At 62.0% G+C, this 13,827-nt stretch carries 13 protein-coding genes; 2 read left to right on the forward strand and 11 right to left on the reverse strand.

The genetic code is table 11. The features are described from left to right. The first annotated feature begins 11 nt into the window (after positions 1–11). The gene (locus tag AB1792_02750) at positions 12–1,130 is read left to right on the forward strand and encodes a hypothetical protein (GenBank protein ID MEW5701130.1); all 1,119 of its coding nucleotides are present in this window, start codon (positions 12–14) and stop codon (positions 1,128–1,130) included. 294 nt (positions 1,131–1,424) lie between these two features. Here the strand turns inward: AB1792_02750 and AB1792_02755 are convergent, their stop codons facing one another. The 5 genes from AB1792_02755 to AB1792_02775 all read right to left on the reverse strand — a co-directional run bounded on the left by AB1792_02755 (position 1,425) and on the right by AB1792_02775 (position 6,436). Then, positions 1,425–1,805, reverse strand: coding sequence for a holo-ACP synthase (locus tag AB1792_02755; protein MEW5701131.1), 381 nt, complete (start codon positions 1,803–1,805; stop codon positions 1,425–1,427). A gap of 314 nt (positions 1,806–2,119) precedes the next feature. Beyond that, complete coding sequence (locus AB1792_02760; protein MEW5701132.1) at positions 2,120–3,082, reverse strand: DUF4340 domain-containing protein; 963 nt, start codon at positions 3,080–3,082, stop codon at positions 2,120–2,122. 58 nt (positions 3,083–3,140) lie between these two features. Continuing rightward, the gene (locus tag AB1792_02765; protein MEW5701133.1) at positions 3,141–4,718 is read right to left on the reverse strand and encodes a GldG family protein; all 1,578 of its coding nucleotides are present in this window, start codon (positions 4,716–4,718) and stop codon (positions 3,141–3,143) included. Positions 4,719–4,745: 27 nt separating this feature from the next. Next, positions 4,746–5,462: an ABC transporter permease gene (locus tag AB1792_02770; GenBank protein ID MEW5701134.1), complete on the reverse strand. Its 717-nt coding sequence runs from the start codon at positions 5,460–5,462 to the stop codon at positions 4,746–4,748. 35 nt (positions 5,463–5,497) lie between these two features. Continuing rightward, on the reverse strand, positions 5,498–6,436 hold the full coding sequence (locus AB1792_02775; GenBank protein MEW5701135.1) for an ATP-binding cassette domain-containing protein: 939 nt from the start codon (positions 6,434–6,436) through the stop codon (positions 5,498–5,500). A 396-nt stretch (positions 6,437–6,832) separates the two neighbouring features. On the opposite strand from AB1792_02775, the gene AB1792_02780 reads away from it, so the two are divergent. Next, positions 6,833–7,048: a hypothetical protein gene (locus tag AB1792_02780; GenBank protein ID MEW5701136.1), complete on the forward strand. Its 216-nt coding sequence runs from the start codon at positions 6,833–6,835 to the stop codon at positions 7,046–7,048. 136 nt (positions 7,049–7,184) lie between these two features. Here the strand turns inward: AB1792_02780 and AB1792_02785 are convergent, their stop codons facing one another. The 6 genes from AB1792_02785 to uvrC form a co-directional block, all read right to left on the reverse strand. After that, positions 7,185–7,811 carry an OmpA family protein gene (locus AB1792_02785; protein ID MEW5701137.1) on the reverse strand — a complete coding sequence of 209 codons (627 nt, stop codon included), beginning with the start codon at positions 7,809–7,811 and terminating at the stop codon, positions 7,185–7,187. A 337-nt stretch (positions 7,812–8,148) separates the two neighbouring features. Continuing rightward, complete coding sequence (locus AB1792_02790; GenBank protein ID MEW5701138.1) at positions 8,149–8,934, reverse strand: hypothetical protein; 786 nt, start codon at positions 8,932–8,934, stop codon at positions 8,149–8,151. A gap of 37 nt (positions 8,935–8,971) precedes the next feature. Further along, a complete protein-coding gene (locus AB1792_02795; protein MEW5701139.1) occupies positions 8,972–9,652 on the reverse strand; it encodes a site-2 protease family protein in 681 nt (226 codons plus the stop codon). A gap of 188 nt (positions 9,653–9,840) precedes the next feature. Beyond that, positions 9,841–11,106 carry a Glu/Leu/Phe/Val dehydrogenase gene (locus AB1792_02800; GenBank protein MEW5701140.1) on the reverse strand — a complete coding sequence of 422 codons (1,266 nt, stop codon included), beginning with the start codon at positions 11,104–11,106 and terminating at the stop codon, positions 9,841–9,843. Then, on the reverse strand, positions 11,097–11,747 hold the full coding sequence (locus tag AB1792_02805) for a DNA-3-methyladenine glycosylase (GenBank protein MEW5701141.1): 651 nt from the start codon (positions 11,745–11,747) through the stop codon (positions 11,097–11,099). The genes AB1792_02800 and AB1792_02805 overlap by 10 nt, the downstream gene beginning before the upstream one ends. Positions 11,748–11,801: 54 nt before the next feature. Beyond that, entirely contained in the window at positions 11,802–13,682 is a 1,881-nt protein-coding gene (gene uvrC, locus AB1792_02810) for an excinuclease ABC subunit UvrC (protein MEW5701142.1), read from the reverse strand. Positions 13,683–13,827 lie beyond the last annotated feature (145 nt).

A 13,827-nucleotide genomic window follows, 5' to 3' on the forward strand; every position in this document is an offset into this window, starting at 1 on the left:
CCGAAACACCCGTGGCGACCCAAGCCGCCGCGTACATCCCCCGATTCTGCATGATCGAGGGTTGGGAGGATTCACTGCGTTCGCACAACCAGCCTTCGGGATCATTGCCGCCCGACAAGGCCATGGCTGCGAGTGTGGCCGACCTTTGCCGGTTCTTTCATGCACGGTTCACACCGTCCAGCATCTGGATCGCCAACCGCTCGCCATTGGCATGGCCGGCGATCTTCAGTGAACCCCGGATCAATCCGACACGGCAGCGCTTGGAGATCGAGTCGCTTCTTTCCGCCAACCACCTCAAGAATCGCGAACTCGTGGCCTTGGAACCGGCCCAAATCGCGGACTCCTTGAAGGCCGCGATCGCCGCCGGAACACCGGTGCTCGCCAATGCCCCGGGGTCACCCGTGCTCTTCGGATATGACGACCGGGAGCCCGATCCGTGGTGGTGGTTGAGCTTCGATGGTCGGACGGAGCTGATTCTCGAATCCGAACGCCTGTCGCGGCTGGTCTTCTGGGATGATGACCCGGCGGCGGGCGTCATGTGGGTCGTGACCGGCATCGATCCATCGGCACCAAGGTCCGCATCGGGGCCCAGCGCCGATTGGGAGTTCCTCCGCCATGTCTCCGTGTCCGCGCGCGGCGACCTGGCCCGCGGCATCCAACCATACCCACTCTCAATCCGAGACTTGCGCGACCAATTCGCCGAGGCGCCGCTCTCCGTGTTCCCCACGGATCTGACCGCCCCATCCGACCCCTATGGGGTCCGTCGGGCCATCACCGCTCGTGAACAGGCAGAGACAGTCCTCGAACGCCTGACACGGTCGGAATCCGACACCTCGTTATCCGCTCCTCTTCGCCTGGCGCAGTACTGCGGCCACAACTCCCTGATGGCACTGCGCCAATTGGCGGACACACTCTATGGCGATCCGGTCGGCGTGGCCCCGGATCGGCTGCCGATCGACCATGTCGATCCCAAGACGCGATTGGCGGTCGCGAACCTACTGACCGAAGTCTTGCGCTGGGAAAAGCAGATGGTCGAGCAGATCGACCGGGCGCTTCTAGCGAGCGAAGTGGATGAAACTCCGCCCCCCAAGAAACCACCGGCGAAGAAGCCCGGGCGACGGCGACGGTGAGTTCGTTGCACCGATCAGTGTACACGCACAAGAGGTCGTCCGGTATCGGACGGCTTCTTGTGCATGGCACCCAGGGCCCGGACCAGTTGGTCCGTGTCACCGGCCGATGACCAGAATCGGCTTCATGACACATATGGGACGCTGTGCCACGGGTCTTCAGACCCGTGTCTCTCGCCTACCCACATCGTGAATTCACGGGTCTGAAGACCCGTGGCACCTTGTAATTGTGTCCCGACCGAGGGGACAAGTCCCATTGCAGTGCCCCACCCGAAGGGTGGGAAGGGAGCACTGCAGCTACGCGCTCTCTAGCACGACGGTTGCCGAGGCGAAAGTCTGATCGTGCGACAGACTCACAACCGCGCGATGACATCCGATTGCCTCGGCGCGGCGCGCGGCGGCATTGCGGAATTGCAGGCCGGGACGGCCGCTGGACTCACGGGTGACTTCAATGTCGGTGTACGAGATTCCGCCCGGCCAGCCGCGACCGAGGGCCTTCATCGCCGCCTCTTTGGCCGCGAATCGGGCCGCTAGTGACGAAACGGGATCAGGACGCGAAAGACAATAGTGCCACTCATCGGGCGTGTAGACCCGACGCGCCAATCGCTCGCCGTGGCGTTTCCAAGCACGCTTGATGCGCGCGATTTCGATCTGATCGATGCCGAGGCCGACGATCATGCTGTTTTGGTCTCCCCGACAGAAACCACGACCGAAAGACTCCCTCACCCGATCCGCCTCCGGCGCCGTGCCTGCCGGCAGGCAGGGATCGACCTCTCCCGGAGGGAGAGATTATCATCCGGGGTCGCTTTAGGATACAACGGAAACGATCGCAGAGTCAGCGTCCACGGACACGCAGCGTCCGCGCATCCCACACTTCGTTCGGAGCGAGTCCCTCAAACGTCAATCCAACCTCGGGAATGCTGGAGTTTTCTGTCACCCCGAGCGAAGCGAGGGGTCTGCTGTTGTTTGAAAGAGGCCACCCCCCCAGGACACTAGCTTCCCGACGCCGATTTCGCCACCAGGTCCTCATAGCGGCAGACCAAGCGGTCGTAGGAGCCCTTGAAGAAGATGAACAAGGGCAGGGGACGACCGGGGAGGAATGCATACATGCGCGTCTCCCCGCCGGGTTGCGCGACTTCCGGATTCCACAACAGCGTATCGGCCCGACCATCTGCCCGACTCACGATCAACTGCGCGCCGGGATGATCCATCTCGGCCTTGACCGTGCCTCCCTCCGGCGCAAAGGCATCGGCGCGCAAAGGACAGAGACGATGCAGGCGGACATTGAGGATCGCCGTGTCCACCGGATGCTCGCCCACCACGCCGGTGGCCGACACCCGCCAGGAACGGTCGGTCGCCCGGAAAAGGCGCGTCTCACGCTCGGCGGTGATCCACCGAATCGTATCAATCTGGGCCGAGTCGAGATCAAACACGGTCTTTGAGACCCAGTCGGAAGGTACGCGACGGAACAGCCGTTGGAAGTCGCCGCGCGCCATGTAGACCGAATCTGATCCCACGCGGCGCATGTAAGTGTGGTTGTAGTCCGCCCCGGCCTTCCCGACCACATAGCGCGCCACCGGTTCCCCGTGGACATAGAACTCCATCATCGTGCCGCGCAGGGTGTCGACCTCGAAGGTTCTTTGCTTTTCGCTTTTCGTAGAGATCAGGTTCTCCAGCACCATGTCGTTCGTCGTGTGGAAGATGTCGGTCAGCACGCGATCGTCCGCCGGGTACGACCAGTCGGGATAGATGCAGAACCACTGCCCGCCGCGACGCGCCAAGTGCGTCCAACTGGCGTACTTGACGGCGATAGAGTCGACTGCCAGCGTATCGACCTGAAAGAACTCGCGCCTTTCGATCACCGATAGCTCGCGTCGCTCGGAGCCGGAGTAGAAGTACCAGATGGCCCAGAGCACGACGGCCAGGGCAAGGAGCAGCAGCGTGTTGCGCTTCATGTCGGAATCCGCGGAATGATGACGCCGTCACGGCCACCCAAGTCGAAGGCGTCCCGGTTCATCCTCTCTTGGCACGGCGCCGAGACTGCCAGCGCCAGACACCGACCAGAACCACCAGCAGAGGCGGACCAAAGACGTTGGCGTACTTGACCAGCGAACGTGTCCCCTCGGAGACCTCTGCCAACGGGCGCGAGGTCACTTCGCGTGAACGGATACTGATGAGCCCGCCTTCCTTGGTGAGCCAGTCCACGATGTTCAGCAGAAACGCCAGATTCGAGGCACTGCGACTCCCCTGATCGTTGCAGAAATCGGCATCACCGACGACGACCATGCGGCCATCCGTCGCGGCCCGGAGCGGCGCGGGGATCTTGGTCGGATCAGCGCCTGCATCCGGCGGCGGCCCTTGCGGAAACGCGGTCGCGAAGCTGCCGGTGATCGCCGCCGCCAGAATCATCCCGGCGCGATCGAAGTCGGGCTTGTCGAACTTCTGCATCGGCGAAACATAGTACGGCGACCGACGCACCCCGGAGTGGTCCGAGGACCAGCAGATCGGGACGAAACTGAATCCCATGCTGTCGGCAAGGGTCGAATCAAGAGCGCTAACGAAGGGAAAGGTCACCCCCTCCAGGTCCTTGCCGATGAGATTGTCGGGATTGAAATGCACGACCTGCGGCAGGTAGGGGAAGTCGACGACGTTCTGGTACCGGATGAACCCCTGCTGTTGCATGATGGCGATCTGGCCGCACCGGGCGTCGATCACCAGCCCCGGCTGGAAGCGAATGCCATAGTGGGCGAGGAACTCCGGCCAGTTGGTCTGCCGGTCCACGGCTGTCTGTTGCTGCAGGTCGGCCGCCACGGGATCGTAGAAGGCCGCCAGCTTCCCGCCCCGCATGATGAACTGGTCGATCGCATAGCGATCCCAGGCCCCGACCGAGTCGGTCGGACCACAGATGATCAGGGTCGCGACCTTTGGATCGATCGCCTCGCCCGCAGGGATGGTGACCGGCTCCACATCGTAGAGCTGCGACAATGCCTGTGAGACCATCTGCATCTGCGACGCCAGATCGGTCTCACCGTGACCGGTCAGAAAGCCGATCGTCGGCAAGGTCTTCGCCGTGACCTTCTGGATGGCGCTGGAGATCTCGTATTCGAGGTTCCGGGTCGACTGTACCACGGGGATGACTTCGCGCTTGTCCTCATAGAGGAAAGCCACCCCCATGTAGACCTTTTTCAGTTCGATCTTGTCTTTCTCGTAGGCGTTGACCTGCATCGGCGGGATGCCCAAGGCCTGGGCCTCCCGCTCGCGGTCTGTCTTCATCGGATCGATGAACTCATAGCGCAGGTTGCCGCCGGAGTAGACGCGATACTCGGCCAACTGATCCTTCAAATAGCGGGCATTGGCATTGTACGGGGCGGGAAGGTCATCGGAGAAATAGAGCTTGACGACGATCGGATCATCGAGCGACTCCGCCAACCGTCGCGACGCCTCGGAGAGGGAGTAAAGCTTGGCGTCGGTGAGATCAAACCGCGCAAAGACGAAGACGCCGATGAGGTTGAGCGCGATCACGCTGGCGATGACCAGCGGGACCGAGGTCAACGTCCCCAGACCCTTTCGTAGGTTCTTCGAAACCGCCATCCTGTTCTCTCTCAACTCACCCGACGGCTACTTCCAACGACGGGCCTCCAAGGAACGCACCGCCAGAAACAGAAACCCCGCGATCAGCGACAGGAAGTAGATCAGATCACGGGTATCGACGACGCCGCGGGCGACATTCTCGAAATGGTAGCTCACCGACAGGTACTCCAGAACCGATGCCACCGGTCCGGGGAAGAAGACCAGCACCTTGTCGAGCATGAACAGGGCAAAGATGATCACGAACCCGGTGATGAAGGCGACAATCTGATTGTGCGTCAGGCCGGATGTGAAGGTGCCGATCGCCAGGTAGCTTCCGCCGAGGAGTATCAGACCGAGATAGGCACCGACCACGGCGCCCCCATCGGGATCGCCCAAGATCGACAGTGTCAGCGGATAGGAGAACGTCAAGAGCAGCGCGGAGGCCAGAAGTCCCAGCGCGGCCAGATACTTGCCCACGACGATTTCGACGTCGCGGACGGGCAGCGTAACGAGAAGCTCCAGTGTCCCGCTCTTCTTTTCCTCGGCGATCAACCGCATGGTGATGGCCGGGATGAAGAACAGGAAAGCCAGCGGAAAGACGACCGTGGCCAGATCGCGCATGTCCGCCTGACCGATCAGAAACAGCCCCGCGGAGAAGAACCACCCGCCGATCAGCAGAAAGAGGGTCAGGATGACGTACGCCACCGGCGAATTGAAGAAGCTCTTGAGCTCCTTCAGCGTGAATGTCCAGATGTTGGCGAACATAACTACCGCGACACCAATCGCAACGGCTAAATCCCTCAACCGGCGGTCAGTTGCCGGAACACATCCTCCAAACGCACCGCCTCCCGCCGCATCTCCAGCAAGATCCAGTTCCGATCGCGGGCCATCGAGAAGACCGCTTCACGCAGATCAATCCCGCCGCCCGTCTCGATCACGAAGCGCGGAGCTCCATCATCCGCGCCCGCCCGCTCAGGGACCGAAACCCGAGCCGCCCCGGGAAGCTGTTCGAGTGCCGCTCGGATCTGATCTTGTGGTCCTCTGATCTCTACGAACAGACGTTCCTGCCCCCGGGCCGCCGCCCGCAATGATTGTGGCGTACCGTCCGCCACGATTCGCCCGCGATTGATGATCAGCACGCGGTCGCATGTCTCTTCAACTTCGGGCAGGATGTGCGTACAGAGAAGGAGCGTCTTGGCGCGTCCCAGCTCCTTGATCAGGGCGCGAATATCGACAATCTGATTCGGGTCCAGCCCCACGGTCGGTTCATCCAAGATCAGGATCTCAGGGTCATGGACCATCGCCTGCGCCAACCCAACACGCTGCCGGTACCCCTTGGACAACTCGCCGATGTCCTTGCGCACGACCTCCCCCAAACCGCACATCTCCACCATGCGGCGGTTGCGACCGGCATGCTCGGAGAAGGGTATACCACGCAGCCGCTGGACAAAGACCAGATAGTCCAGCACGTTCATGTCGGTGTAGAGCGGATTGTTCTCCGGCAGATACCCGATCTTGCGGCGCACTTCCAGGGAGTGCTCGAGGGCATCGAGTTCATCGACCAGGACCTGGCCATCGGTCGGCGGCATGAAGCAGGTGATGATCTTCATCGCCGTCGTCTTCCCCGCCCCGTTGGGCCCGAGGAACCCCAGCACCTCGCCGGTGGGGATGGTGAAACTCACGGCGTCCAAGGCGCGCGTGGGGCCGTAGTTCTTCGTCAGGTTCTTGACTTCTATCATCGCCGCATCAGTACTGGAGCTCACAGACCCAAGGCCGGGATTCTGCCTTCAAGTTTCCACAAAAGCAAGTCATTTCTGGTACCAAGCAGGTCACGGGCCATGCCCGTCATGTCGACGCAACGTATTGATATTCAAACAGTTGTGACTGCACGCCCACGCGGCGTCCTGCCGCATTGGTACGTTTTTACTGGCCAAGCCCGAAGGGGTTCCACATGTTGTCACGGTCAGGGAGGGCACATGGCAAGACGAGTGCTGATCGCCGTGGCTTTGGTTGCCCTTGCGATTGGGGCTTTGCCCTCATGTTCATCGACACATCCCCGGCGGCACAAAGGCCCACCTCGGCCGGCTCCCGAGAGCACGGGAGGGGAGCAACCCGTAGGGGAGGTCCGCGTGGGCATGACCAGCCAAGAGGTACGTCAGGCTTGGGGAGAGCCACGGGATACCACCACGGCGCGCGATGATCCTGAGACCGAAGTCTGGGTCTATGAACGACGGCACTTGCGGGGCGCGACCGGCGGAATCTCGTCGACAAAGGCCGTCTTGGAACGAGTTCTTGTCACCCTGACATTCAAGCGCAACACTCTGACGCACATCGACGAGAAGCCGCTGTAAGGTCGTCACGCGACTGTGCACCGGGCGTCTGTCATGCCACCGCAGTCGTGTGCGGCATTCGACGGCACAACAACAACAGGACGGGCGGGCCGACTTCCGACCCGCCCGTCGATGTCATTCGAGCAGTGGCGATTTCCTATTGGGCGTACCCGAGAACGTCGATCGTCACGCGCCGGTCCCTCAGACGCTTGTTGACATCGGCACTGGGGGCATTGGCAGCGGCTTCCCGTCCAAACGTGCGGATCGCCAACCGGCCGTAGTTGATGTTGTGCTTGCTGACCAGATACGTCCGGGCGGCGTCGGCACGCTTCTGCCCCAGCACTATGTTGTAGTCGGCCGTGCCAACGGAGTCGGTGTACCCGCCCATCTCCGCAATCAGATCCGGGTCGGATTTCAACTTCTCGGCGACCCGATCCAGCGCGGCATAATCTTCCGGGCGAATGTCGTACTTGTTGAAATTGAAGTAGATCTCCTCCGTCATGAGGATCGTGTAGTCTTTGCGGCAGCACTTCAGCGCCTTTTCGGCGGTCGTATTGGCCTGGTCTGCCAGTTTCTCATTCGCAGCCAGTCTCTGCTCCAGATCCTTGATCTTGTTCTCCAGCCGACTGACATCGACGCCACCACCACCCTGGGCTTGCGGCGTCACGCCGGGCTCCGGCTTCCCCTCGTCGACCGTCGGGCATTGGAAGGCGCAACCGGCCAGAAAGGGCGCCACCGCGATTAGAACGACCAAGCCGAGACACCAACTATGACTGCGTTTCATCCCTCCTCCTTTCAGGAGTGATCACAAAGTCCCAAGTCGAAGCGCAAACGGGGCCGCCACATCGACACCGGCGCCCCCACTGTTTCCCCCTGACCCCACCATCGCTATCGGCACGGTGAGGCACTTGTTGAAGTGCCCACCCGCCAAAAAGTTGCGGAAAGCTATCGAACCGGTGGAATCGCGTCAAGGGAATTCTCGCAGCCGGATAAGACCAAGCGCCCGAGCCCCGCAACAGTGTCAAAGTCGGCTCCCGAGCTTGCCTAAATGCGAGGAGGATCCCAGGGTTTCATCCCATTCTGGTCGCGGATGTCCCTCGTCCAGTCCAAGGACCAGGGCTTCAATAACCCATGTGGCTGGGCCCACCCGGTTCACTGAGAGGGGTGAACATCTTGTCCGGCAGCGGCAAGTTGTACTCCTGGCGGATGATCTTCCACCGGTGCTCTCCCCCCTTCTCCTCACCTCGGACATGCAGTTCCTTCAGTAGCCAAAAGGGGAACTCGTCGGAGAACCGGTCAAACCATATCTCGGCGAGGACGCGCCTATCATCGACAGGATCGACGGCCCGAATGAACTTGGGGGCCTCCCGCCGGCGATCCCAGCGCACGTGCCAGTCGGCATACGTGGTCGCGGCGCTGTATTCCTCTGATCCGGAAGTCATCAACTCGCCGACGACATCCCCGCCTCCCCATCCGCCGGAAAACAGATCCCGCCAGGAGCTTGAGAAGAACTCCGCCATGGGCATCTGGTAGTTCCCGAGGTTGGCGAGACGATCAGAGACCAGGCGCCCGTCGCGATGGTCGACGAACCAGAAATCATCCCCCAAGACAACGGCCGTGAAGGCCGGCACATCAAAAGGCCCGGTCGCCGCGATACGGAATCGCCCGGGAGCCCTGTAAGCGATATCGAGAAAGAACTCGGCGTGCGGTGGCGTGCCGATCGCGCGCCATCGGACGCGGTACGCCGCCGATTGTACCATCTGCGCTCTCACATCGAGTCGGGTCAGAACATGCCCGCCGCCCTTCGGAACGATCAGACTGCGGGAGGCACCGCAGCCCGTCATGATCGACATGAGCATGACCAGGACCGCCGACAACAGCGCCCTCTGTTTGGTAGCGGCAAGCACGAAGCGCCTCAGGTGGGACGGGAAGACAGCGTGTTCCTCACGCCTGCATCATGCCATACAAGACGCCGAGGGGGAGTCCGGAGAACATGCGCGCGGCCAGACTCACCAACGGGCCGACGACCATCCAGATCGGCGAGAAACCGGCGACAAACCCGACGAAGATGATCAGCATCAGCACCATCGGACCGACGCGCTCCAGTTGCCAGAGGCCGCTTTCCCACTCAGCCGGCGCCAACCCATACAGGATCTTCGAACCATCCAGAGGGGGGAGCGGAATCAGATTGAAGAATGCCAAAGACAGGTTCATGATCAGTCCCATGCCCACGATCTGTCCAAAGGCATGATAGAGACCCGCGGAGGCGCCGCTCCCCCATCCATTGGCGATCATGACCCGCATGACCAGCCCGCAGACAAAGCCGAGGAGGAGATTCGACGCCGGTCCCGCGGAGGCGGTCAGGAACATCCCCTGTTTGGGATTGTCGAAGCGTCGGACATCGACTGGGACCGGTTTGGCCCAGCCAAAGCGGAACCCCGACAGCACCAGCATGAGCGTGCCCCAGATGTCCAGATGGGGCAGCGGGTTGAGCGTCAGGCGGCCGAGCAGGCGAGCCGTCGGATCGCCCAACCGGGCCGCCATCCATGCATGCGCTGCCTCATGAAAGGTCAGCGAGAACAGCAAGACCGGCAGGAATATGATCAGGAAGGTCGGATCGGTCATCTGTCATCCAGCGAGAAGCGGACCCGACGGAGATCCCTCACCCGCTCGGACCTTCGGTCCAAGCGACCTCTCCCGGAGGGAGAGGTAATCAGTCCCCTTTCCTCTGTGGGGGATAGGGCAGCGTGGGGGTGGGCATTCGAATTCATGGGCGATGAATCTCCATCACCAATTGACGTACCCCGAATCGCTTACGCGTACAGCCCCCGCCACGCGATCACCTCGCCCACGCGTCGAATCGCCAGCATGAAGGCAGCGACCCGCAACGATGTGTTGTATTCAGTCGCCAACTTCAGGACATCGTGGAATGAACGGTTCATGATCACTTCCAGTCGGTGGTTGATCTCCTCTTCATCCCAGAAGTACCCCATCCGATCCTGAACCCACTCGAAGTAGGAGACAGTCACCCCCCCGGCGTTGCACAGAATGTCGGGAATGACGTACACGCCTTTCTTGTTCAGGATCGTATCCGCCTCCGGAGTGGTCGGACCATTGGCGCCCTCCGCGATGATCCGGGCCTTGATCTTGGCGGCGTTCTTGCGGGTGATCACGTTCTCCAGCGCCGCTGGAATGAGAACATCGCAATCCAGCAGGAGGAGTTGATCCAATGCAACCGGCCTGCCACCCTTGAAATCGACAACCGTCCCCTTGCTGGACATATGCTCCAACAGGGCAGGCAACGACAGACCGTTCTTGTTGTACACGGCCCCGTTCACATCGCCCACGGCCGTGATCGTGCACCCATCCTTCGCCAGCAGATCAGCGGCCACCGAACCCACGTTGCCGAATCCCTGCACGACGATTTTCAACCCCTTGAGCGGGAGACGCAGGTGCCGGGCCATCGCCCGCACGCAGAACTGCACGCCGCGACCGGTCGCCTCGCGACGTCCCAGGGACCCTCCCATCGCGATCGGCTTGCCGGTGACGACGGCGGTCTCGGTTCGACGCTGGTGCATGCTGTAGGTGTCCATCACCCATGCCATGATCTGCTGGTCGGTGTTGACATCTGGAGCCGGCACATCCCGGTCCGGTCCGATGACATCCATCAACTCAGCGGTATAGCGCCGGGTCAGACGTTCCAGCTCCCCTTTGGACATCTTGTGGGGGTCACAGGTGATCCCGCCCTTGGCACCCCCAAAGGGAATGCCGACGACGGCGCACTTGAACGTCATCCACGCCGCCAGCGCCTGCACTTCATCCAAGGTCACGCCGGGATGATAGCGGATCCCCCCTTTTCCCGGGCCGCGGATGACCGAATGCTGGACACGGTACCCGGTGAAGATCCGCAACGACCCATCGTCCATCGTCACCGGCAACTCGAGAATAATCGACCGTCGGGGCCTCTTGATCACATCGAGAAGCCCCGGATCGAGTTTCAGCAGCTTGGCGGCGTCGTCGAACTGGCGCATCGCGCTCTGAAACGTCGAGACCGGAATGTCGGTGCTCTTCATCGGCATTTTGGCAGCTCCTGTCTTATCAATATGTCATGACACGCCTTGTTCCGTGTGGGCGTGTGACCGCGATGATGGTGGGAGACCCAAGGATTGTCCGCCAGATAGAAACGCCAGGGGATGTCCGCGCCGGCATCCACACCGATCCGGCCACTGCGGGCCACTGCCTGGTCTCTGTCATCTGCCCCGCCGACCAACAGGCGCGGCCCCTGCAGCGATGCGCCGTTGTCGGCGCCGTTGATGCGCAACGCCGCCGTGAGTTTCCCCGGACCATTGGTCAGATCGTGGTCGCGCGAGACCCGGCGGCGACGGCGGATCGCCGGCAGACCCAACTCCGGTTCGAGAGCGCGAATGAGCACGGCAGCCGGAAACCCCTCGCGCTCGGTGACGAAGTTCAGCATCCAGTGGTTGCCATAGGTGAAGTAGACATATGCCCGACCGGGTGGGCCATACATGATGCGGTTGCGATGGGTCAGCCCCCGGTGCGCGTGGCAGGCAGGATCGGCTTCGCCGATATAGGCCTCGACTTCCACGATGCGTCCACCACAGAGTCGACCGTTGCCGCCCACCAGTAATCGTCGCCCCAGCAAATCGCGCGCGACCTCCAGAGTCGGACGCCGGTAGAATGCGGGCGGTAAGGGTCGCATATCGCCTCGTCGCGCCACTGGTGACGGGGAAATTGCGATCAGCAGGCGCCGGAATCAACTGCTTTCGTCATTGGTCGAATCGGTCCCATTGGCGGAGGTCGTCGCGGCGGGATGCAAGTGCGCCCAGACCGCGTGCGCCAGCGTTTCGCTCAGTCCACCCTCGGTTCGCAAGCTCTCCACCGAGGCCGCGGCGACGGCGGCCACCGATCCGAACCGGGACAACAGCGCCTGGCGTCGCGCCGGACCGATCCCACGGATAGCGTCGAGCTCCGACTGGATGACCCGTTTCTTGCGCCGCTCGCGCTGGAAGCCGACGGCGAAACGGTGCGCCTCGTCGCGGATGCGCTGCAACAGGCGCAGTGATGGCGAGGATTTCGGAATGGAAAGCACGGGACCTGTGCCCGACTCGCCGCCAGGCAGGACCACCTGTTCCAGCCGTTTGGCCAGTCCGATCACCGGAATCTCGGGGATATTCAGAGTCTCCAGGGCCCGCGTGGCGGCTCCCAATTGCCCCACGCCGCCATCGATCAGCACGAGGTCGGGGAATTCACTCCCCGTCTCCACCAGATCGGCGAAGTACCGGGACACGAGTTCGCCGATCATCGCGAAGTCGTTGCGACCGACGACGGTTTTGATCTTGAAATGCCGGTAGTTGCGCTTGTACGGCTTGCCGTCGCGGAAGTAGACCAGTGCGCCGACCGGGTCGGTCTCCCCGAGATTAGAGACATCGAACGCACAGATCGACCGTGGCGGCACCGCCAGACGGAGATCGCGCTGCAACACATAGATGCTCTCCGGGATCTGGACAGCGGCGGCGGCCTTCTGTGTCAGGAGTTCATTGAGCGACAGCCGGGCGTTGGTCACCGCCATTTCCAGCAGCTCGTGCCGCTCCCCGCGACGCGGCACCAACAGGCGCACCGCCCGTGGGCGGTCGCGCGACAACCACGCGGCGATCAACTCCTCGTCGGTGCAGTGCTCCGGAAAGTAGATCTCATCGGGAATCGCCGGTGAGTTCAGGTAGTATTGTTTGACGAATCCCGCCAGCACGTCGGCATCGGCGTCATCGGTGCCGGCGGACAGTTGGAATGTCTGCCGTCCGATCAGAAGGCCATCACGGACCTGTAACGCCACAGCCGCCACCGTCCGCTCCGACCGCGCCAGCGCCAGGACATCGCGATCGACCATCTGATCGGCCGCCACTTTTTGCTTCTGACGCACCGACTGTACGGCGCGCAGCTTGTCCCGCCACAGCGCCGCTTCCTCATAGCGCATCGCCTCGGCGGCCTCGTTCATCCGCCCCGTCAACTCGTCGATCAGCCGCCCTTCCTTTCCTTCGAGGAATAGACAGGCGGCATCGATCAACTGCCGGTATCCGGCCGCGGTGATCTTGTCCTCGCAGGGGCCGGGGCAGCGCTTGATGTAGTAGTCGAGGCAGACACGGTATCGACGACGGGTCGGCGACGGAATGATCAGGTTGCAGGCGCGAATCTGGAACACCCGTCCCAGCATCTTGATTGTCTGCCGCATCCCCTTCACATCCGTATAGGGGCCGAAGTAGCGCGACCCGTCCTTGCGGAGACGCCGCACAACCAGCATGCGTGGGAACGGTTCGTTGGACGTGACCTTGATGTAGGGGTAGCGCTTGTCGTCCTTCAGCGAGACGTTGTAGCGCGGCTTGTGCTCTTTGATGAGGTTCGCTTCGAGAATCAGCGCTTCAATCTCGGAATCGGTGGAAAGGATGTCGAAATCGGTGACCTTTCCCAGCAGGCGCTCCGTCCGGGGATGATCGGGACCGCTCTCGCGGAAGTACGAGCGCACGCGGCTGCGCAGACTCTTGGCCTTGCCGATGTAGAGGATCGTCCCCTCTTCATCCTTGAAGAGGTAGACGCCCGGCTGTGAGGGGAGAATCGCGAGTTTGTCCTGCAGGCTGGCCATGCGCGTTCGTGCGGTTGTACGTGAGACTGGTCGAAATCGTGTGGAATGGCCAGCGCCTCAGGGTCGTGGGACTGTAGCGCAGGAGCCCTGCGCTCCTGCGATCCTGTCAGGTGCAGAGGGCACCTGACCTACAACTGCAACTCAT

This window comes from Candidatus Zixiibacteriota bacterium (genome assembly GCA_040752595.1).
GTDB lineage: Bacteria > Zixibacteria > MSB-5A5 > WJJR01 > WJJR01 > JACQFV01.

What these genes read in the sequence shown, in the direction of transcription:
- uvrC (MEW5701142.1), bottom strand. Translation starts at nt 13,682, where the DNA reads ATGGCCAGCCTGCAGGACAAACTCGCGATTCTCCCCTCACAGCCGGGC.
- AB1792_02785 (MEW5701137.1), bottom strand. Translation starts at nt 7,811, where the DNA reads ATGAAACGCAGTCATAGTTGGTGTCTCGGCTTGGTCGTTCTAATCGCG.
- AB1792_02765 (MEW5701133.1), bottom strand. Translation starts at nt 4,718, where the DNA reads ATGGCGGTTTCGAAGAACCTACGAAAGGGTCTGGGGACGTTGACCTCG.
- AB1792_02755 (MEW5701131.1), bottom strand. Translation starts at nt 1,805, where the DNA reads ATGATCGTCGGCCTCGGCATCGATCAGATCGAAATCGCGCGCATCAAG.
- AB1792_02770 (MEW5701134.1), bottom strand. Translation starts at nt 5,462, where the DNA reads ATGTTCGCCAACATCTGGACATTCACGCTGAAGGAGCTCAAGAGCTTC.
- AB1792_02805 (MEW5701141.1), bottom strand. Translation starts at nt 11,747, where the DNA reads ATGCGACCCTTACCGCCCGCATTCTACCGGCGTCCGACTCTGGAGGTC.
- AB1792_02780 (MEW5701136.1), top strand. Translation starts at nt 6,833, where the DNA reads ATGACCAGCCAAGAGGTACGTCAGGCTTGGGGAGAGCCACGGGATACC.
- AB1792_02760 (MEW5701132.1), bottom strand. Translation starts at nt 3,082, where the DNA reads ATGAAGCGCAACACGCTGCTGCTCCTTGCCCTGGCCGTCGTGCTCTGG.
- AB1792_02800 (MEW5701140.1), bottom strand. Translation starts at nt 11,106, where the DNA reads ATGCCGATGAAGAGCACCGACATTCCGGTCTCGACGTTTCAGAGCGCG.
- AB1792_02795 (MEW5701139.1), bottom strand. Translation starts at nt 9,652, where the DNA reads ATGACCGATCCGACCTTCCTGATCATATTCCTGCCGGTCTTGCTGTTC.
- AB1792_02775 (MEW5701135.1), bottom strand. Translation starts at nt 6,436, where the DNA reads ATGATAGAAGTCAAGAACCTGACGAAGAACTACGGCCCCACGCGCGCC.